Annotated in this window: 20 protein-coding genes; 10 read left to right on the top strand and 10 right to left on the bottom strand. The window is 69.4% G+C overall.

The genetic code is table 11. From position 1 onward, the window contains the following. The first annotated feature begins 24 nt into the window (after nt 1-24). Nucleotides 25-399, top strand: a complete 375-nt coding sequence (locus NL112_RS05490) for a hypothetical protein (protein ID WP_255151622.1) — start codon at nt 25-27, stop codon at nt 397-399. Here NL112_RS05490 and NL112_RS05485 read toward each other — a convergent pair. After that, nucleotides 396-1,463 carry a hypothetical protein gene (locus NL112_RS05485; RefSeq protein WP_255151621.1) on the bottom strand — a complete coding sequence of 356 codons (1,068 nt, stop codon included), beginning with the start codon at nt 1,461-1,463 and terminating at the stop codon, nt 396-398. The two genes, NL112_RS05490 and NL112_RS05485, sit on opposite strands and share 4 nt — an antisense overlap. A 58-nt stretch (nt 1,464-1,521) precedes the next feature. On the opposite strand from NL112_RS05485, the gene hisG reads away from it, so the two are divergent. Continuing rightward, nucleotides 1,522-2,367, top strand: a complete 846-nt coding sequence (hisG, locus tag NL112_RS05480) for an ATP phosphoribosyltransferase (RefSeq protein WP_255151620.1) — start codon at nt 1,522-1,524, stop codon at nt 2,365-2,367. Here hisG and NL112_RS05475 read toward each other — a convergent pair whose 3' ends face one another. Next, nucleotides 2,368-2,766, bottom strand: coding sequence for a DUF7473 family protein (locus tag NL112_RS05475; protein WP_255151619.1), 399 nt, complete (start codon nt 2,764-2,766; stop codon nt 2,368-2,370). 99 nt (nt 2,767-2,865) lie between these two features. After that, nucleotides 2,866-3,429: a TATA-box-binding protein gene (locus tag NL112_RS05470; RefSeq protein ID WP_255151618.1), complete on the bottom strand. Its 564-nt coding sequence runs from the start codon at nt 3,427-3,429 to the stop codon at nt 2,866-2,868. Nucleotides 3,430-3,549: 120 nt separating this feature from the next. On the opposite strand from NL112_RS05470, the gene NL112_RS05465 reads away from it, so the two are divergent. The 3 genes from NL112_RS05465 to NL112_RS05455 are packed head-to-tail and all read left to right on the top strand — an operon-like array spanning nt 3,550 to nt 5,889. Then, nucleotides 3,550-4,578: a methyltransferase domain-containing protein gene (locus NL112_RS05465; protein WP_350356152.1), complete on the top strand. Its 1,029-nt coding sequence runs from the start codon at nt 3,550-3,552 to the stop codon at nt 4,576-4,578. A 44-nt stretch (nt 4,579-4,622) separates the two neighbouring features. Further along, entirely contained in the window at nt 4,623-5,393 is a 771-nt protein-coding gene (locus NL112_RS05460) for a 23S rRNA (uridine(2552)-2'-O)-methyltransferase (protein ID WP_255151617.1), read from the top strand. Nucleotides 5,394-5,430: 37 nt separating this feature from the next. Next, nucleotides 5,431-5,889 carry a hypothetical protein gene (locus NL112_RS05455; protein WP_255151616.1) on the top strand — a complete coding sequence of 153 codons (459 nt, stop codon included), beginning with the start codon at nt 5,431-5,433 and terminating at the stop codon, nt 5,887-5,889. Here NL112_RS05455 and NL112_RS05450 read toward each other — a convergent pair. The 3 genes from NL112_RS05450 to NL112_RS05440 all read right to left on the bottom strand — a co-directional run bounded on the left by NL112_RS05450 (nt 5,886) and on the right by NL112_RS05440 (nt 9,124). Then, complete coding sequence (locus NL112_RS05450) at nt 5,886-6,602, bottom strand: queuosine precursor transporter (RefSeq protein WP_255151615.1); 717 nt, start codon at nt 6,600-6,602, stop codon at nt 5,886-5,888. The genes NL112_RS05455 and NL112_RS05450 overlap by 4 nt on opposite strands. Next, nucleotides 6,595-6,771 (bottom strand): ribbon-helix-helix domain-containing protein, encoded by a 177-nt coding sequence (locus NL112_RS05445; RefSeq protein WP_255151614.1) that lies wholly within the window; start codon nt 6,769-6,771, stop codon nt 6,595-6,597. The genes NL112_RS05450 and NL112_RS05445 overlap by 8 nt, the downstream gene beginning before the upstream one ends. Before the next feature lie 85 nt (nt 6,772-6,856). Beyond that, the gene (locus NL112_RS05440; RefSeq protein WP_255151613.1) at nt 6,857-9,124 is read right to left on the bottom strand and encodes a twin-arginine translocase subunit TatC; all 2,268 of its coding nucleotides are present in this window, start codon (nt 9,122-9,124) and stop codon (nt 6,857-6,859) included. A gap of 118 nt (nt 9,125-9,242) precedes the next feature. Between NL112_RS05440 and tatC the strand changes: the two genes are divergently transcribed. The 5 genes from tatC (at nt 9,243) to NL112_RS05415 (ending at nt 14,106) form a co-directional block, all read left to right on the top strand. Beyond that, nucleotides 9,243-10,592, top strand: a complete 1,350-nt coding sequence (gene tatC, locus NL112_RS05435) for a twin-arginine translocase subunit TatC (protein ID WP_255151612.1) — start codon at nt 9,243-9,245, stop codon at nt 10,590-10,592. A 43-nt stretch (nt 10,593-10,635) separates the two neighbouring features. Continuing rightward, on the top strand, nt 10,636-11,646 hold the full coding sequence (locus NL112_RS05430; RefSeq protein ID WP_255151611.1) for an AAA family ATPase: 1,011 nt from the start codon (nt 10,636-10,638) through the stop codon (nt 11,644-11,646). 117 nt (nt 11,647-11,763) lie between these two features. Further along, complete coding sequence (locus tag NL112_RS05425) at nt 11,764-12,507, top strand: DNA polymerase sliding clamp (RefSeq protein WP_255151610.1); 744 nt, start codon at nt 11,764-11,766, stop codon at nt 12,505-12,507. Nucleotides 12,508-12,823: 316 nt separating this feature from the next. Continuing rightward, nucleotides 12,824-13,468 (top strand): hypothetical protein, encoded by a 645-nt coding sequence (locus NL112_RS05420; RefSeq protein ID WP_255151609.1) that lies wholly within the window; start codon nt 12,824-12,826, stop codon nt 13,466-13,468. Next, nucleotides 13,465-14,106: a hypothetical protein gene (locus NL112_RS05415; RefSeq protein ID WP_255151608.1), complete on the top strand. Its 642-nt coding sequence runs from the start codon at nt 13,465-13,467 to the stop codon at nt 14,104-14,106. Before NL112_RS05420 ends, NL112_RS05415 begins: the two co-directional genes overlap by 4 nt. Before the next feature lie 189 nt (nt 14,107-14,295). Here NL112_RS05415 and NL112_RS05410 read toward each other — a convergent pair whose 3' ends face one another. Genes NL112_RS05410 through NL112_RS05395 form a run of 4 tightly spaced genes read right to left on the bottom strand, consistent with a single transcriptional unit; the run spans nt 14,296 to nt 18,826 of the window. Beyond that, nucleotides 14,296-14,880: a DUF7474 family protein gene (locus tag NL112_RS05410; RefSeq protein WP_255151607.1), complete on the bottom strand. Its 585-nt coding sequence runs from the start codon at nt 14,878-14,880 to the stop codon at nt 14,296-14,298. Nucleotides 14,881-14,903: 23 nt separating this feature from the next. Beyond that, a complete protein-coding gene (locus tag NL112_RS05405; RefSeq protein WP_255151606.1) occupies nt 14,904-15,947 on the bottom strand; it encodes an ABC transporter ATP-binding protein in 1,044 nt (347 codons plus the stop codon). Then, complete coding sequence (locus NL112_RS05400; RefSeq protein ID WP_255151605.1) at nt 15,940-17,781, bottom strand: ABC transporter permease; 1,842 nt, start codon at nt 17,779-17,781, stop codon at nt 15,940-15,942. Before NL112_RS05400 ends, NL112_RS05405 begins: the two co-directional genes overlap by 8 nt. Next, nucleotides 17,738-18,826, bottom strand: coding sequence for a thiamine ABC transporter substrate-binding protein (locus NL112_RS05395; RefSeq protein ID WP_255151604.1), 1,089 nt, complete (start codon nt 18,824-18,826; stop codon nt 17,738-17,740). The genes NL112_RS05400 and NL112_RS05395 overlap by 44 nt, the downstream gene beginning before the upstream one ends. Nucleotides 18,827-18,897: the final 71 nt, after the last annotated feature.

The following is an 18,897-nucleotide window of genomic DNA, read 5'->3' as shown; positions in this document are numbered from 1 at the left end:
CCCCGCCCCCGTATCCCCCGGAGCGTGCTCCTCCAGTCCGGTCCCCGCTTCGCCGTCCCGTTCGCGCTCACCGGCGGTTTCGGTCTCCTGCTGGCGCTGGCGGGTGCGGTGCTCCTCGCCCGCAGTAGCGGGGCCGACCGGAACACCGCGCGCCACCAGGCGTTCGCGGTGGCGCTGGCGCTGTTCGGACTCGGGTTCGTCGCGCTCGCGTTCGACTTCGCCGGCTCGATGGCGAGCCTGATGGCCGCCGGCACCTCCGGGGCGGCGATGGAGCCGACGCTCGCCGGTCGGGTCGGCCTCGCACTCCCGTGGGAACCGGTCGCCCTGGGGCTGTTCGCGCTGGCGGCGGCGGCCGCCATCGTCGGCGTCCGGGCCGTCGTCCGCGGCGTCGGCGACTAATCGGCTCGCAGGCGGTCGATGCGCTGGCCGACGCTCGGCCGGAGGCTGAGCACCCGCGCGAGCAGGCCAGCGTCCAGCGAGGCGTCGTGGAGTTGGGCCACCGTGTCGAGCGCGTCGGCGACGCGCCCGGCCCCGACCGCGTCCGCGGCCCGGTCGTCAGCGTGGAACACGAGCCGTCGGCCGACGGGGTAGCCGACGGTCGGAACGGCGACGAGGAGCCCCACTCCGACGAGCGGCCGGCCGGCGGACAGCGTCGCCAGCAGGAGGCCGCCGCCGACGGCCACGAGGCCGAGCCGGTAGGCCGTGTGGCGGGCGTTCGCGGTCGTGACCGCGAGCATCGCCGCGGCGTCGTCGTCGTCGAGCGCGTCGAGCAGGTAGTCGGTGACGAACAGGTGGCGGTAGCCGGGCGGTCCGCGGACGAACGCGGAGGCGTTCTCCTCCTCGCGGCGGTCGAGGACGCGGAGCCGGTAGCCGTCGGCATCCGCGCGGTCGAGCAGGCTGTCGATGCGGGCGCGCTCCTCGTCGGTCGGTTCGCGGACGGACTGGGTGAGTGCGATGAGCCACGGCGCGGCGAGATAGGCCCCGGCGGCGACGAGCGCGACGCCGACGGCGGCCGTCAGGGGCGTCAGCGACACCGAGAACGCGGCGGCCGCGGCCGTCGCGGCGAACAGGGCCGCGACGACCAGCCAGCGGGCGACGCGTACGGCCGCCGTCCCGGTACCGAGTTCCACCTCGCGGGTCCGGCGGATGGCCGGCAGGTAGCCGAGATACGTCCCCAGCACGACGGCGGTGCCGGCCAGCGCGTAGCCGTACGCGGTCAGTAGCGTCCGGGCGAACTCGGGGCCGGCGAGGAGGTTCGCGACCGCCGGGTGGACGCTCCCGTCGGCGGCGACGACGGCGACGAGCCACCCCACGAGCGACAGCACGCTCCCCACCAGCAGGTCCCGACGCAGGCGGCGGCTGGCCCGGTCAGAACTGCCGTAGCGGCGGCCGAGCAGTCGCATCAGTCCGTGCGCGAGGACGGTGGTGACGGCGGTCGCGGCGGCGAACGCGGGGAGGGACACGTCGGCGGGGCGACCGCGAAGGGGAAAGAGCCTTCGGCCGGCCGCCGGTACGAACGGTATGCGAATCGCCGTGCCCAACAAGGGCCGCCTCCACGACCCGGCCGTCGAGTTGCTCGAACGGGCCGGCCTCCACCTGGAGAACGGTGCCGACCGAAAACTGTACGCCGACACCGTCGACCCCGACGTCTCCGTCCTCTTTGCCCGCGCGGCGGACATCCCCGAGTACGTCGCGGACGGCGCCGCCGCGGTCGGCATCACCGGCCTCGACCAGACCCGGGAGTCGCGGGTCGACCTCGTGGACCTCCTCGACCTGGAGTTCGGCCGCTGTCGGCTCGTCCTCGCCGCACCGGAGGACGACGGCATCGCGTCGGTGGAGGAACTCGCCAACGGCACCGTCGCCACCGAGTTCCCCAACATCGCGGCCGACTACTTCGCCGACAAGCCGGTGTCGCCCGACATCGTGGAGGTGTCGGGCGCGACCGAACTGACGCCCCACGTCGAGATAGCCGACGCCATCATCGACATCACGTCGACGGGGACGACCCTGCGGATGAACCGCCTCGCCGTGGTCGACGAGGTGCTCGCGTCGTCGGTCCACCTGTTTGCCGACCCCGCGGTCGCGGAGGACCCGAAGGTCCAGCAGGTGGCGACGGCCCTGGAGTCGGTGCTGTCGGCCGACGGGAAGCGCTACCTGATGATGAACTGTCCCGAAGACGCCCTCGCGGACGTCGAGGACGTCATCCCGGGGATGGGCGGGCCGACCGTGATGGATATCGACGGGCAGGACGCGGTCGCGGTCCACGTCGTCGTCGAGGAGCGCGAGGTGTTCGAGACCATCACGCGGCTGAAGGAGGCCGGCGCGAGCGACATCCTCGTCACCGAAATCGAGCGGCTCGTCGAGTAGTCACAGCAGGCCGAACAGGTTGCCCAGCGCGATGCCCAGCACCGCGGCGAACGCGAAATGCAGGAGGACGAGCGGCGCCGCCGACCGGAGCTTCAGCCGGTAGCTGAAACTCACCGCCATCAGGTCCGCCACCAGGGTCACCAGCACCACGAGCCCCACGAGCAGGGAGTCGTCGATGCCGACAGGCGCGCCCGCCTGCCCGTACCGCTGGAGGAGGATGGAGACGGCCGCGGGGACGGGCGCGGCGTACACCGCCCGCTGTGAGGGGACATCCCCGATGAAGAACGTCGCCGCGAGATGGAGCGTGACGGCGTAGAACGCCGTCGTCACGAGGAACGTCACGACCAGCGCGAGCAGGCCGCCGCCGGTGGCGTTCGCCTGGATGAGCGGGGCCGTCATCGGCCGCCGGTACTCGCGGCGGCCGTTTGTACGTGCCGGTCGCGGGCGGTCACGCCGCTCGATGTCGGCAGGCGCTCGAAAGAAGGGGTGGGAGCCGAATCAGTCGCCGAGCAGGCCGAGTTCGTCGAGCCGGGAGACGATTTTGTCGACCGCTTCCTCGGCGTCCTCGGGCTTCTTGCCGCCGGTGATGACGAGCTTGCCGGAGCCGAACAGCAGGGCGACGACGTCCGGGTCGTCCAGCCGGTAGACGAGCCCCGGGAACTGCTCGGGCTCGTACTCGATGTTCTCCAGACCGAGACCGATGGCGATGGCGTTGAGGTTGAGGTTGCGGCCGAGGTCCGCGGAGGTGACGATGTTCTGGACGATAATCTCCGGGTCGTCCTCGACCTCGATGTCGAGGTCGCGGAGCTTGTCGAACACGATGCGGAGCGACTCGTGGACGTCGTCGGTCGACTTCGCACCGGTACAGACTATCTTCCCGGACCGGAAGATGAGGGCGGCGGACTTCGGCTCCTGGGTGCGGTACACCAGCCCCGGGAACTGCTCGGGGTCGTAGTCCGCACCTTCCAAGTCCATCGCGACGCTCTGCAGGTCGAGTTCCTGCCCGATGCCGGTCGACGCGACCACGTTCTCGATGTTGATAGTGTTCTTCGGGTCGTCCATCGTTCGACTTAAGCCACGTATTTAAGGTTTATAAAGGTACGTATCCGGAACTGACAGGTCGGATACTGGAGTGGAGTCGCGGGGGTTTATGCGTCGCTCGGGCCGGCTATCGCCGGGTTGATGCTCGCGCGTCACCGACGGCCGGGCGTGTATCTGCTGGAGTTGAGCGGCGAGGACGACGCCTTCGCCCGTCGGGAGGCCGCCGCGGCCTGCTCGGCCGTCGAGCCGCTGGCTCCGGGGCTCGCCACCGCGCGCGGCGTCACCGACCGCGTGCGGGGGCTGGCGCTCACCCGCTCGGCGTCGCGGCTGGTCGGCACCGGCGACGCGAGCGTCGAGAGCGCCGTCGCCCTGCTGGAGGCGGCGCCCGTCGACGTACCCGGCGACGCGACCGTCGCCGTGCGCGCCCGCGACGTGCGGGGGCTGACGGGCGTCTCCACGAGCGACGCCGAGCGCGAACTCGGCGGTGTCCTCACCGACCGCGGGTTCGCCGTCGACCTCGACGCCCCCGACGCCGTCCTCCGGGTGCTGTTCTCCGAGGAGACCTGTGCGGTGGGGTGGCTCCACGCGGAGTCGGTCCGCGACTACGGTTCCCGGAAGCCGACGGACAAGCCGTTCTTCCAGCCGGGGTCGATGGACCCCATCCTCGCGCGGGCCGTCGCCAACGTCGCCGGCGCTCGCCCCGGCGCGCGGCTGGTCGACCCGATGTGCGGGACGGGCGGCGTCCTCGTCGAGGCGGGACTCGTCGGCGCGGACGTGGTGGGCAACGACGCCCAGCGGAAGATGGTCCGGGGCGCCCGCGAGAACCTCGACCACTACCTCGCGGCGGGCACGGAGGGGCTCCCCGACCCGGGCCGGTTCGACGTCGTGCGGGGCGACGCGACGCGGCTCCCCCTGCGGGACGACTGTGCCGACGGCGTCGTGTTCGACGCGCCGTACGGCCGGCAGTCCAAGATAGCGAACCGCTCGCTCGACGCGCTGGTCGCGGACGCGCTCGCGGAGGCGGCACGGCTCGCGCCGCGTGCGGTGGTCGTCGGCGACCGCTCGTGGGTCGAGGAAGCCGAGGCCGCGGGCTGGCGCGTCGAGTCGTCGTTCGTGCGCCGGGTCCACGCCTCGCTCGACCGACACGTCCTCGTGCTCGACACCGGGTAGAACGACAGGCGTTTCCTTCTCGGGCGGGTAGCGGAGCCAAGCAGATGCCGGGCAAAGACGAGTACTACAACCGCGCGAAACAGGAGGGGTACCGCTCGCGTTCCGCGTACAAACTGAAGCAGTTGCACGAGGACGCGGGCGTCGTCCAGCCCGGTGACACGGTCGTCGACCTCGGGGCCGCGCCCGGTGGCTGGCTCCAGGTCGCCGCCGAACTCGCGGGCGAGGAGGGGCAGGTCGTCGGGGTCGACCTCCAGCGCATCGACGCCGTGGAACGCGGCGGCGCGTCCGTCGAGACGATTCGCGGCGACATGACCGAGGAGTCGACCCGCCAGCAGGTGCGTGACCGCGTCGGCGAGGCCGACGCCGTCGTCTCGGACATGGCGCCGAACATGACCGGCGAGTACAACCTCGACCACGCCCGTTCGGTGTATCTCGCGCGGCAGGCGTTCGAGACTGCGACCGAGGTGCTCGGCGCTGGCGGCGACTTCGTCGCCAAGGTGTTCGAGGGCCCCGACACCGACGACCTGCGGGCCGACGTGGACCGCGAGTTCGAGTACGTTCGGACCGTCCACCCGCCCGCCTCGCGCGATTCGTCCTCGGAACTGTATCTCGTCGGGAAGAACCGCCTGACTGCGCCCGTCCGTGAGGGCGACGAACTCGACGTGGAGATAGTCGACGTCGGCGCGGAGGGCGACGGCATCGCCAAGGTGGACGGGTTCACGCTGTTCGTCCCCGGCGCGGAGTCGGGCGAGACGGTGTCGGTCCGGGTCGACGACGTGAAGCCGCGCTACGGCTTCGCCGAGCGCGTCGAGTAGTCGCAACGACTTTTCGCCGCCCGCGGGTGGAACAGCTATGCCCTCTCGCAGAGCCGCCCTCCGCGCCGGTGGTCTCGCCGTCACGACCGCGCTCGCCGGCTGTTCGCGTCTCCCCTTCGTCTCCAGCCCGGCGCTCACGCTCCGGGTGCAGAACTTCACCGACCAGTCGCGACGCGTCGCCGTCGACCTGTTGCGGGCCGACGGTCACGAGCGAAGCGAGGCGCTCGTCTACGCCCGCAGCTTTGACCTCGCCCCCCACGACGCCGGCGACGACCACGAGATGCGCGAGGAAGACGCCGTCGAGAGCCGGAGATACGTCGTCAGAGCGACCGTCGACGCCGGGCCGCCGTGGGAGTACACGTTCTACCCCGACTGCACGGGCGACGACCAGCCCCGCGACGAACTGTACGTCCAGGCCACGCCCCGCGAGGGAACCCCTGTTCCCTACGTCGACTACCAGCAGAACGTCTGTAGCACCGACGCCGCCCAGTACTAGTCGGAGACGATGGGGTCGGCGTGGCCGGCCTCACGCGACCGGACGAACCCCGTCACCGCGTACACGAACGGCGTGTCGACGACGGCGACGCCGAGTTTCAGGAGGTACTGGCCGACCATCAGCGCCGTGATGGCCGGGAGTTCGAGCCCCAGCCCCGGGTTCAGTCCGACCGCCGGGAGCACGTAGAACGCGACGCCGACGAAGATGACCGTGTCGACGGCCTGCGAGGTGGCCGTCGAGCCGACGTTGCGGAGCCAGAGCTTCTCCTTGCCCGTCATCTCGCGGATGCGGTGGAACACGACGACGTCCCAGTTCTGCGAGACGAGGTAGGCGAGCAGGCTCGCGCCGACGATGTTGACCGACTGGAGCAGGACGGACTCGTAGGCCGACGCCGGCACCGAGTTGATGGGTGCGGCCGGCGCGACGACCGTCGAGTACACCAGCGCCAGCATGACGAAGTTCATGAAGAACGCGACGTTGACCATCCGCTGGGCCGCTCGTTTCCCGTACAGTTCGGCGTAGCAGTCCGACGCGAAGAACGTCACGGCGTACGCCAGCGCCGCGCCGGGCAGGATGAGCGTCGCCCCCGCGACGGGCACCGAGAACGGCAACTGGAACCCCAGCAGTTTCGCCGCGGTCAGCTGTGAGGTAACGAGCGCGGTGACGAACAGCGCCAGAAGCGCCGTCGCGCCGAGCGGAACCTCCCTACTCATCGCTGTCGAGGCGGCCGTGGCGTTCGTCTATCTCGTCTAAGATGTCGAGGTTCTTCCGGACGGACGCCCGGATGGCGTCGCTCCGGTTGACGTACTTCCCGTCGTCCCCCACGTGACCGTCGAGGTCGTCGAGAAGCTCCTGTGGAATCTCGACGCTTATCTTGGGCATATCCGGGTATTATCCGGGGATTACTTAAGCGCGTCAGTTCCCGGAGCGGACGCCGTGGGGTCCTCGCCGCCGTCGGGAGCGCGGGTCAGTCAGACGCCGACTCGACGGTCGGCTTCCCGCCGCCGCGCCGCCCGCCGAGGGTGGCGGCCCACAGGCCGGCCAGCCCCAGTCCGTACATCGCCATCACCGGGATGCCGATGAGGAACATCATGAATACGCCTCGTGGGGAGAGGAAGGCGACGAGGCCGAACACGGCGAGCGTGACCTCCCGCCAGCGGCGACGCATCGTGGCGTACGGGACCAGCCCGCCGGCGTGGAACAGCCACATCGACACCGGAACGCAGGCGAGCAGGCCGACGCCGACGGTGGTGAAGAACACCAGCCAGCCGAAGTTGTTGATGCGGTAGGCGATGACCATGTGCGCCTGGAGCGCGTCGGCCGCGAGGTACGAGATGATGGTCGGCGCGACGTAGAGGAAGCCGACCACGCTACCGACGACCAGCGTCGCGAGCAGGCTCCCACCCCAGACGGCGAGCACGCGCCGGTCGCCCCGCGCGAAGCCGCGCTCCTTCAGCGCCGGCCACGCGTAGTAGAGCAACACCGGGAGCGCCGCCACGAACCCGGCGATGGTGGCGACCTTGATTTCGAAGATGAGCGCCTCGACGGGGTGGAGCGCCACGATGTCGACCTGGTCGGCGACGAGCTGGCTCGGGAGCTTCGAGACGAACTGCTCGCGGAGTTCGCCGATGCCGCCCGTGTAGAGGACGTAGAACGTCACCGCGAGCACGCCCATGAACACGCCGACGATGCGGAACGCCTTCGAGGTGAGCGAGGAGGCGATGAACGCCAAATCGTAGTAGTAGCCGCCGATGTCGTCCTCGTCGACCTCGTCCTCGGTGAACGCCGAGACCATCCCCGCGCCGGTGCGGGAGAACACGTTCCCCTCCTCTTCCTCCTCCTCGTCTTCGGGGGGCGTGTAGTTCCCCTCCTCGTCGACGTGGTTCGCGGCCTCGGCGGTCGCGCCCTTCTCGACGGGGTCGGCCTCCACGAGCTCCTGAGCCTCGTCGAACCGGTCGAGGATGGCCTGCGCCTTCTCGTCGTCGCCGTCGTCGATGGCGTCGCTGGCGAGCGCGAGCGCCCTGTCTTCCTCCATGTCGGCGAACGCCTCGACGGGCGCGGCCCGGACGCCCGCCGCGTCGAGGTTCTCGATGTCGATGCCCTCGGGGTCGCCCGCGCTGGAGGCGGCCGGCGCTTCGCTCGCGACCAGTTCGTCGAGCACCTGGAACATCAGGTAGACGAGCGCCGCGCCGCCGGCGAGCAGGCCGACGACGAGCGCGGCCGCCACGAGGACGTACGTCGCGTCGACGCCGAACAGCGTGGTCGTCGCCAGCGCGTCGGGCATCTTCGAGTCGAGGTACGGCCCGGCCAGCGGCACGGCGTCGAGCCGCGGCAGGTACGGGTCGAGTGCGCCCCCGACGAGCGCGCGGCCGCCGAGGAACGTCGCGGCGGCCGCCAGGAAGCCGACGCCCGCTATCACGTTCCAGTTGTCGCGGAACACCGCTTTCCCGTCGACGCGCTCGCCGGCCTGCTGGGCGTTGACGAGGAACTTCGTCAGCGACAGCGAGAACGCGTACAGCACGACCAGCGGCGTCGCCCACATCATCTGCGTGAGCGGGTCCGGCGGCGTGAACAGCGCGCCGAGCGCGTAGAGGCCGACGATGGCGTGTTTCCAGTAGTCGCGGAACGTCTGATAGCGGACGATGCCCGACAGCGACAGCCCGGACATCACCAGCGGCAACTGCGCGGCCAGTCCGAACGAGATGGACAGCAGGAACACGAACTGCGCCCACTTCACGATGGAGTAGGTGGGTTCGAACCCCGCCTGCACGGCGTTGCTCGACAGGAATTCGAAGGCGACCGGGAAGAAGAGGAGGTAGCCGTAGGCGACGCCGCCGAGGAACAGCAGGACGCTCATCAGGAACGCGAGCGCGATTTTCCACCGCGAGACGTTCCGTGGCCACAGCCCGCGGGCCTTCAGCGCGTCCCGCGAGTAGTAGAGTAGCGGCGGAATGGAGACGATGACACCGACGACGAGGCCGATTTTGACCTGCAACAGGATGACGTCGAACGGGGTGACGGCGACGATGGTGGCGTCCGGCGCCTGCGCCAGCAGGTCCGCCTTCAGCCGCTCCCAGCCGTCCGCCCGCAGATACCAGATGGTGCCGACCAGCGCCAGCACGAACAGGATGAACACCTTCTGGAGGTGTTTCTGGGCGGCCCCGAACATCGCGCCCAGCGTCTCCCGGCCGCTGGCGACGGTGTTGGCGACGTCCTCGTCGACGGCTCCGGACACGCCCGTCCGTTGGGTTCTCCGGGTTATCAATCTTTCACGACGCCGCGCCGGCGGCCGGCGGTTCCCTGCCGTGTGCGGAGAAGAAGGCTTACAATCGGGCGGGACGGACCGGCGGGTAATGGCTGAGGAGCCGGGCGACGACCGTGAGGGTCGGGACTCGACCGACGACGCGGGGACGGACACCGACGAGTCCGCCGACCCCGACGCTCACGACGACGGCTCCGACGACGTCACCGACGCGGAGGCCGTCGACGAGGCGGGCGACGGGGACGACGCGCCAGCCTCGGACGCCCCGGGCGACGAGGCGGACGACGACGCGCCCACGTCGGGGACGGACGCCCCGGATGACGCCCCGGCCCCGAACGACGACGCCGTCGCCACGGACGAGGAGTTCAACCGCCTCCACGCCGACGACGTCGAGTTCGAGGGCGAGGCGGTCGACCCCGACGACTACCCGGACCCGGTCGGGGAGTACGACGTCCCGGACCCGGCCGAGGAGGACCCCAACGACCTCCACGAGCGGTACGGGATGCCCGAGTCGGACGTCAGCGAGGAGGAGCGAGCGGAGATGGAGGCGATGTCCACGGGCGAGGCCGGCGAGACGGCCGACACCCACTCCGACGGCGGCTACGCCGACGACAACCCCTACGCGGACTACGACGACTACCAGGTCGAGGAGACGACGGTCCACGAGGGCGCGCCCGACGACCAGGAGATGCCGCTGGCGGACCACATCGAGGAGATGGTCAAGCGGCTTGGCGTCGTCGTCGTGGTGATGGCCGTCGTCTCGGGCATCGTGTTCCCGTTCGGCACGGACCTCATCAACTTCCTGTGGTACTCGTATCTCCCGGGGACGGTCTCGCAGTGTCCCGAGGCGGCCGTCACCGCGGGGAACCTCGGGCCGGGCGACGCCGCCTGTCCCCGGGTGTACCACCCGCTGGCTGTCATCCTCGCGCGCCTGAAGGTAGCCACGCTCGTCGGCTTCCTCGTCGCGCTTCCGGTGTTCGTCTACCAGACGTACCTGTTCATGCGTCCCGGCCTCTACCCGAAGGAGCGCCGCTACTACCTCGCGTCCGTCCCCACGAGCCTCCTGCTTGCGACCGCCGGGGTCGCCTTCGCCCACTTCCTCGTCATCCCCGCCATCTTCACGTACTTCGTCTACTACTCCGACTCCGCGACGACCATCGCGTTCGGCCTGACCGAGACGTTCGACCTGATGGTGCTGATGATGGGCGGGTTCGCCATCGTGTTCCAGATTCCCCTGTTCATCATGCTCGCGCTGATGATGGGGCTGGTCACGCGGCGGTGGATAGCCGACCGCCGGCTCATCTTCTGGGGCGTCTACGCGGGGCTGGCGTTCCTGTTCTCGCCGGACCCGACCGGGATGGCGCCCATCATCGTCGCCGCGACGATGATAGTGCTCCACGAGGGGACGCTCCTGCTGGCGAAGTGGACCGGGCGGGGCTAGACGGCCACCTTCATACCCTCCGGTCGCCAACTCGCGGACAGGAATGGAGTCGCCGCTGTGGACCGATGAGTACGCCCCCGCGGTCGCGGACCTCCCCCAGCCGACGGTCCGCGACTATCTGACCGAGGCCGCCGACGAACCCATCAACCTCGTGCTGTTCGGCCCGAAGGGGTCGGGAAAGACGGCGGCGGCCCGGGCGCTGGCCCGCGAGGCCCACGAGGACCCCGACAACGACCTCGTGGAGATAAACGTCGCGGACTTCTTCGACCGGACGAAAAAGGAGATACGGTCGGACCCCCGGTTCGCGTCGTTTCTCGAGGGCCGCTCGTCGATGAGCAAACGAGACATGATAAACCACGTCCTCAAGGAGTCGGCGTCGTACCAGCCCGTCTCGGGGACGTACAAGACCGTCCTGCTCGACAACGCCGAGTCAATCCGCGAGGACTTCCAGCAGGCGCTCCGCCGCGTGATGGAGCAGTACGCCGCCTCGACGCAGTTCGTCGTCACGACCCGCCAGCCGTCGAAGCTCATCCCGCCCATCAAGTCGCGGTGTTTCCCGGTGCCGGTACGGGCGCCGAGCCACGAGGAGACGGTCGATGCCCTGGAACGGGTCGTCGCGGCCGCCGGCGCCGAGTACGACGCCGAGGGGCTGGAGTACGTCGCCGGCTACGGCGGCGGCGACCTCCGGAAGGCAGTGCTGGGCGCACAGACCGCCTACGAGGGCGAGGGCGCGGTGACGATGCAGACGGCCTACGAGGCGCTGGGGGACATCGGCGACGACGATATTATCGGCGAGATGCTCGACGCCGCCGAGGCCGGCGAGTTCTCGGAGGCCCGGAGCCACCTCGACGACCTCGTCTACGACGAGGGGTACAGCGGCGAGGAGATACTCGAGGACGTGTTGCGGGTCGCCCGCTCGCGGTACGAGGGCCGCCAGTTGGCGGCGCTGTACGAACTGGCCGGCGACGTGGACCTCGCGCTCACCGAGTCGACCAGCGACCGGGCACAACTGGGTCACCTGCTGGCGGAACTGGGCGCGTCCGTCGACGCCTGACCGGGCCGAGCGCCCGCGGCCACGGCGACGCCAGCGCGAGCGAGCCACGCGCTCGCGGGCGCAGACTAGCATGGAAGGGGTGAGTTTTTATCACGCCGTTTCGTAGCCGCCGGCAAGATGTTCAAGGCTATCGTGAGCGCCGAGACGCTCCGGGACGCGCTCGATTCGGTGAGCGTGCTCGTCGACGAGTGCAAGATACGGCTGGAGGACGACGGCCTCGAGATTCGGGCGGTCGACCCCGCGAACGTCGGGATGGTCGACCTCGAACTCTCCGCGAGCGCCTTCGAGTCCTACGAGACGGACGGCGGCGTCATCGGCGTCAACCTCGCCCGCCTCGAGGAGTTCGCCGGCATGGCCGACTCCGACCAGCTCATCCAGCTGGAACTCGACGAGGAGACCCGGAAGCTCCACATCCAGATCGAGGGGCTGGAGGGGACGCTCGCGCTCATCGACCCCGACTCCATCCGCCAGGAGCCGGACCTCCCGGACCTCGATTTGCCCGCGGAGGTCGTCATCGAGGGCCGCGACATCGCACGCGCCGTCAAGGCCGCCGACATGGTGAGCGACCACATCGCGCTGGGCGTCGACGCCGACGGCGAACTGTTCTACGTCGACGCCGAGGGCGACACCGACGACGTCCACCTCGAGTTGACGACGGACGACCTCATCGCGCTGACGCCCGGCGACGCCCGCTCGCTGTTCTCGCTGGACTACCTCAAGGACATGAACAAGGCCATCCCGAGCGACGCCGAGGTGACGATGGAACTCGGCGAGGAGTTCCCCGTCAAGATGCACTTCGACATCGCGGAGGGCGACGGCTCCGTGACGTACATGCTCGCCCCCCGCATCCAGAGCGACTGAAGTAGGTCCTTCCACCGTATCTGTTCTCCATCTCTCCGACCATCTGCCGTATCTTCGACCCTCTGTAGCCTCACGGGGTTCGACACGGGGTGAAGCGGTAGCACACCGGTGCGTGTCGTCCCCGCGCTCTGTCAGTACGCGCTTGCTGTACACGGAGGGCACGGTCGGAACGGTGGCGTTACTTCGTTCAATTACGAGTCGCCGAACTAATCGCGCAGAGTGTGTGCGCAGTGATCAGAGCAACTTCGTCCAGATGATAGCCACATGGGGACATCTGGTAAATTGAATTTAGTTCGAGTAGCGGCGACTACCGAGTATGTTATACGTCAACACGCGACAATGGGAGCGACTCGAAACGTGGACCGATACCGTGTTTCTCGTTGCGGGAGTGTCGTTTCTCGGCGCCACAGTCTTCTTGATCATCAATCGGTTCCTCGGCGGCATCGGGACGGCAGGACAGGTCATCGAAGCCGTGTTCTACATCACTGCGTTGATGGGCCTCGCTGTGGGTCTGCTCGGGTTCTATCCCCGGGTCAACGACCAGTCACCACGGCTGGCGCTGGTCGGTCTGGCGTTCGCGGCCATCACCGTGCTCGGATACGTCGGGATGGTTGTGTGGGCAGTACTCGGTGTTGTTCTCGAGGTCGTGTCGCTTCCGGGCGATGGGTTGGCGGTGGTGTTGTTCGTTCTACTGCTCGTCGGGTCCCTGGTGTTCGGGGGAATCAGTGCCCGGTCCGGCGTCCCCTCACGGAGCGTCGGCATCCTCCTGTTGGGCATCGCCGCAACCTTTGGCGGATACATGGGGGTGTTCGCCGTCGTGGGAATCAATCCGCCGGACTGGCTTCCCGCTACTGTCGGCGGCATATTCACCGTGCTCACGTTGGCTATCGGATACGGTCTCCGAACCGCGTCTCGACCGACCGGCCGGACGGAGCCGACACCGACGGGTGGGTCGTCATGACGGCGACGGCGTCCGGGACCAGGCTGTGGGAATCCCTCGGGAAACGGCGCTCGACGGCCTTCCTGGTCGGCGGGCTACTGCTGGCCGTCGATGCGGCGTGGCTGGCGATGAACATGTCGACGGGTGCAGAGGGTTACCTGTTGCCCGGGCAGTTGTTCGTTGGTGTCGGTTGGACCATCGCCCTCGTCGGGTTACTCGGGCTGTATCCTGCACTGTCCGAGCAGAGTCGGTGGCTCTCTCGCGTGGGCGCAGTCTGTGCAGGAATCGGCGTCGTGACCTTCGCAGTCATGGCTGTCGTCGTGTTCGTCGATATCACCGGCCTCGTTGCAGGGGTGTACGAGCCGATGGGCGCCTTCTTCATCCCGGGCGTCATCGTGGGCAGTGTCTTGGGGTTCGTAGCGTTCAGCGTTGCCGTCTTTCGAACTCACGCCGATTCAGTCGCCTTCGGACTCCTGCTGTTGGCTCCCCCGGTTCTGGTCCTCTCGAACATCCTCAGATTCGTCGCCGGCTACACCTCCGAGATGGTGACCCTCGGCATCGTCATCGCCGACGCGCTCTCGCTTCTGGTTGTCGGCTACTATCTCCGCAATCAGTCGCCGCTGGGCTACCCTGAGAGCGCCGCCCAATCGGCGGCCTGATGCCGGCAGTACGTGGTTGACGCGGGCTCTGTGTCGTGGTCCGGACTGGCTTCGACGAACCGGGCACACGGGGGAACGTCTCCCGGTCCGTACGCGCCCTGTCTGGAACAACCCGGGTCGCGGGAGCGATACCGTGAACTCAAACAGCGGGCCTACGAAGAGTACACGACCCACAACGACGAGCCACCGTCATAGCCGCCGGTCGATGACTGCCTTCGCTTCCTTGCCCGCCTGCTTCCAGCCGTACCCCTGCTGGTAGACGTGTTTCTTCGAGTCGACCAGCTCCTCGGGCGTGTCCTCCTCGAAGCCGCCGCGGGTCCACGTCCCCGACTCCTCGAGCCACGTCAGCATCTGCTCTTTCGTCTCCTCCCACGAGAGGCCGACCATCTCGTAGAACGCGATGAGGGCGAACACGGCGTTGTCGTGGGCACCGGGGACGCTCCCCTTCTCGTAGATGGTCTGGAGCGGCTCCATCGTCGGATGCGTCACCCGCTCCTTGTACGCCTCCGCGGTCAGCAGTTCCAGGTCGCCGTCGCGCTCGTCGACCCGCTGGTCGCCCCTGAGCCGCGAGAGCGCGGCCGAGTGGAGGCCGCCCCAGTCGTCGATAGCGCCCTGAAGCTCCTCCTCGCCGTAGGGTCGCCGCGAGAGCCGCGAGAGCACGTCGACGTACGCGGCCTCGATGTCGGTCCAGGCGACGCCCTCGAACGAGCAGTCGGCGTCGTGGAGGTTGCTCCGGGTCCGACAGCCGGGACAGGGGTACTCGAAGCGCGGCACACCGGAGGCAAGCGGGAGACCCACTAAGTCGTGTCGCTCGCCGTCGCGTCGAGGCGGACCACGCTCTCGGGGTCGAAGCCGACGGTCAGCGACTCGCCCGTCTCGGGCAGGCGGTCGACGCCCGCGGCGTCGACGCGGACGACCACCTCCCGGTCCTGCCACGTCAGCCCCACCCGGACCGCCTCGCCGAGGAACTCCGCGTAGTCGACGGTGCCGGTCAGCGTGTTCGCCCCCGCGTCGACCCGCATCGACTCCGGGCGGACACAGAGCGTGACGGCCTCGCCGGACGGGGTGTCGCCCTCGACGGCGAAGGTGGCGTCGCCCACCTCGACGCCGTCGCCGGCGGCGGTGCCGTCGAACACGTTGTTCTCGCCGACGAACTCCGCGACGAACCGGGTCGCCGGCTCCCGGTACACCTCGCGGGGGGTACCCACTTGCTCGACGCGGCCCTCGGACATGACGGCCACTCGGTCCGACACCGCGAGCGCCTCCGCCTGGTCATGGGTGACGTAGAGGGTGGTGACGCCCGTCTCCCGCTGGATGCGGCGCACCTCGCGGCGCAGGCGCTCGCGCAGGCGAGCGTCGAGCGCGCTCATCGGTTCGTCGAGCAACAGCACGTCCGGACTCGGAGCGAGCGCGCGGGCCAGCGCCACCCGCTGTTGCTGGCCCCCGGAGAGTTCGCCGGGGTCGCGGTCGCGCATCCCGGCCAGCCCCACGAGGTCGAGCAACTCCGCGACGCGAGCGCCGTCCTCCCGGTCGGTGAACCGGAGGCCGTAGGCGACGTTCTCCTCGACGGTCATATGCGGGAACAGCGAGTACTGCTGGAACACGATGCCCACGTCGCGGTCCTCGGGGGGGAGGCCCGCGACGTCCTCGTCGCCGAACCGCACGGTCCCCTCGGTCGGGTCTTCGAACCCGGCGACCGTCCGCAGGGTGGTGGTCTTTCCGCACCCGGAGGGGCCGACGAGGGTGAAGAACTCGCCGTCCTCGATATCGAGGCGCACGTCCGTGAGCGCGGTGGTCGCGCCGTACCGCTTCGTGACGCCCGCGAGCGAGAGGCTACTCACGGTACCGCCCCCCGACGCGGTCGATGACGACGAACGCCGCCGCCGTCACGACGAGCAACACGGTGCCCATCGCCGTGGCCGGACCCAGCGTCCGGTCGGTCAAGAACCGTTCGACCGCGACCGGCATCGTGTACGCCCGCGACCCCTCCGCGAGGATGACGGTCGAATCGAACTCGCCGATGGAGATGGCGAACGCGAACGCCGCGCCCGCCGCGAGACCGGGCGCGACCAGCGGCAGTTCCACGTCGACCAGCGCGCGCCCCCGGGTCGCGCCGAGCGCGCGGGCCGACTCGACGAGTCGCCTGTCGAGGTCACCGAGCAGGGGCGCGACGTTGCGGACGACGAACGGGTACGCGCCGACGGCGTGGGCCGCGACGATTGCGACCGGGCCGGCGACGGCCAGCCGAACGCCCCCCACCTGCAGGCCGAACACGAGGCCGTCGAGCAGGCCGAGGCCGACGACGATGCCCGACACCGCGAAGGGGAGCATTGACGCCGTCCCCAGGAACCGCGAGAGCGGCCCCTCGCGGCTGGTGACGAACGCGACGACGACGCCCATCGGCACCGCCACCAGCAGGGTGCCGACGCCGAAGATGAGGCTGTTCCTGACCGCGATGCCGGGTTTCGTCTGGACGGTCACGTCGGAGGCCTGTCGCTCCATTAGGTAGCCGTAGTACTGGGTCGTGAGTCCGTTCGGGCCGGTGAGCGACTCCGCGACCATGCTGACAAGCGGGAGCAACACGACGACGGCGACGACCAGCCCGTAGCCCGCCAGCGCCACCCGCTTGAGGTCGAGACGGCCACCGAGCCGTTCGCGGGGGAGCGGCGAGACGGCGCGGTCCGAGCCCGAGGCCGCCGCCTCGTAGCGGAGGTAGGCGTAGGTGAGCCCCAGCGAGACGAGGCTCTCGAGGACGGCCAGCGCCGCGGCCTCGGTCAGCCGCAGTTGCTGGACGCGGTCGTACAGCCACACCTCGACGGTCGCGAGTTTCAGCCCCCCGAGCGCGAGGATGATGGGGAACGACATGAACGTGAAGATGAACGTCAGGAGCGCGCCCGTCAGCACCGCCGGCAGGAGCTGGGGAACGACCACGTCGCGGAACGCTCGCAGGGGTGAGGCCCCGAGCGACCGGGCCGTCTCGACCGCGCGGGCGTCGACCGTCTCCCAGGCCGCGGCGACGATTCTCGTCACGAGGGGCGCGTTGTAGAAGGCGTGTGCGAGGACGATGATTTCGAGCGTAAAGAGGAGGTCGAACGTCGGGAGGCCGAGCGTCCGGAGCAGGTCGTTGAGCGCGCCGTTCGACCCGAACGCGGCGACGAACCCCACCGCGACCATGATGGAGGGGAGGACGAACGGCACCGCGGTCAGCGACTCTATCGTCCGTCGCCCGGGGAACTCGAAGCGGGCGAGCAGGTAGGCGCCGGGCAGGCCGAGCGCGAGGCTCGCCAGCGTCGACAGCAGGGCCTGCCACGCGGTGAAGCCGAACAGGCCGAACGGCGGCACCGCGGCCACGAGCGCGCCGAGCGCCGCCCGCAGGCCGTCCGCGGCCGCGACGCGTGCGGCGCTGTCGACGGCCCACGCGAGGACGCCGGCGGGGACGCCCGCGGGGTTCTGCACCGCGCCGGCGAGCGCGCCGACGTAGAACGGGTCCGACAGCACCGCGAGCAGGGGGTCGAGCGTGAGCGTGCCGTCGACCGAGACGGCGCGGGCCAGCACCGTTCCCACAGGGTAGTAGAGCATCACCACCAGCAGGGCGGCGGTGGCGAGGCCGACCAGCGGGAGCGCGACCCGCTCAGCCCTGCGCGATCTCCCGTGCCCAGTCCTCGACCCAGCCATCCACCTTCCCCTTCAGGTCGTCGTAGGTAAACGTCACCGGCTCCGGGGGCTCCTTCGCGTACTTGTCGAACGTCTCCGGCAGGTCGGCGTTCGGCGTCGCCGGGAACTGGACGTTGCGGACCGCTATCTCGCCTTGCACCTCGGGCCGGAGCACGAACTCCATGAACGCCGTCGCCAACCCGTCGTCGCCGGCGGTTGCGAACCGGGCCATTCCCTCGGGGTTGGCGTACCCCTGTTCGTTGAGGAAGCCGATTTGATGGCGCGTCATGTCCTGGTCGTAGCGGTTCGCGTACACCTGGTCGGTCGAGTAGGAGACGACCATCGGCCGCTCGCCGTTGGAGTAGGCGGTGTAGGCGTCGTCCCACGTCCCGAGGACGGTGATGTCGTTGCGGTCGAGTCGCCGCCAGTAGTCGAGATAGCCGTCGGCGCCGAACTGCTTGACCGTCCACAGCAGGAACGCCCGCCCCGTCGCGGACGACTGTGCGTTCTGGACGATGAGCGTCCCCTCGTAGGGGTCGGTCGTCAGGTCCGCGAACGTCTTCGGCTCCTCGACCTCGCTCTCGTCGAACACCAGCGAGATGTAGCCGGTGTCGTACGGCACCGCCCGGCCCTTCGGGTCGAACTCTAGGCCCTCCTTCACCTGGTCGCGCCGGTCGATGCTGTCGACGGAGTCGAACAGGTCGTCGTCGAGTTCCGTGTCCAGCCGTAGCAGGTGGTCGACGTTCAGCCCGACGTACAGGTCCGCCTCGATGGGGATACCCTCCCTGGCGCGCTGGATGTAGTAGTTCAGCCCCGACTCGGGCGTGGCGAACTCGACGGTCGCCTCGGGGTACTGCTTCTCGAACTCCTGTTTCAGCCAGGGGCCGGCCGCGCCGTCGCCGTCGACCATCGAGGGGTAGGTGGCGACCGTGAGCGTGCCGCTCGGCGGCCCCCCGCCGCCGTAGCCGATACAGCCGGCGAGCGCCGCCGTCCCGGTCGCGCCCGCGGCCGCGAGATAGCCCCGCCGCGAGACTCCCGTCCGTCGTCTACCGTCGTTCCTATCCATTACCGAGTGGTTGCAGTCGGTGGTACAAAAGCGACCCGAACTCGGCGAAAGGGTTTCGTCGGTTCCGGGGG

Origin of the sequence: Halorarius halobius, assembly GCF_024298865.1 — an archaeon.
Classification (GTDB): Archaea; Halobacteriota; Halobacteria; order Halobacteriales; family Haloarculaceae; genus Halorarius; species Halorarius halobius.
Note: the sequence above shows the minus strand (reverse complement) of the source record. Positions and strands in the feature narration are given on the sequence as shown.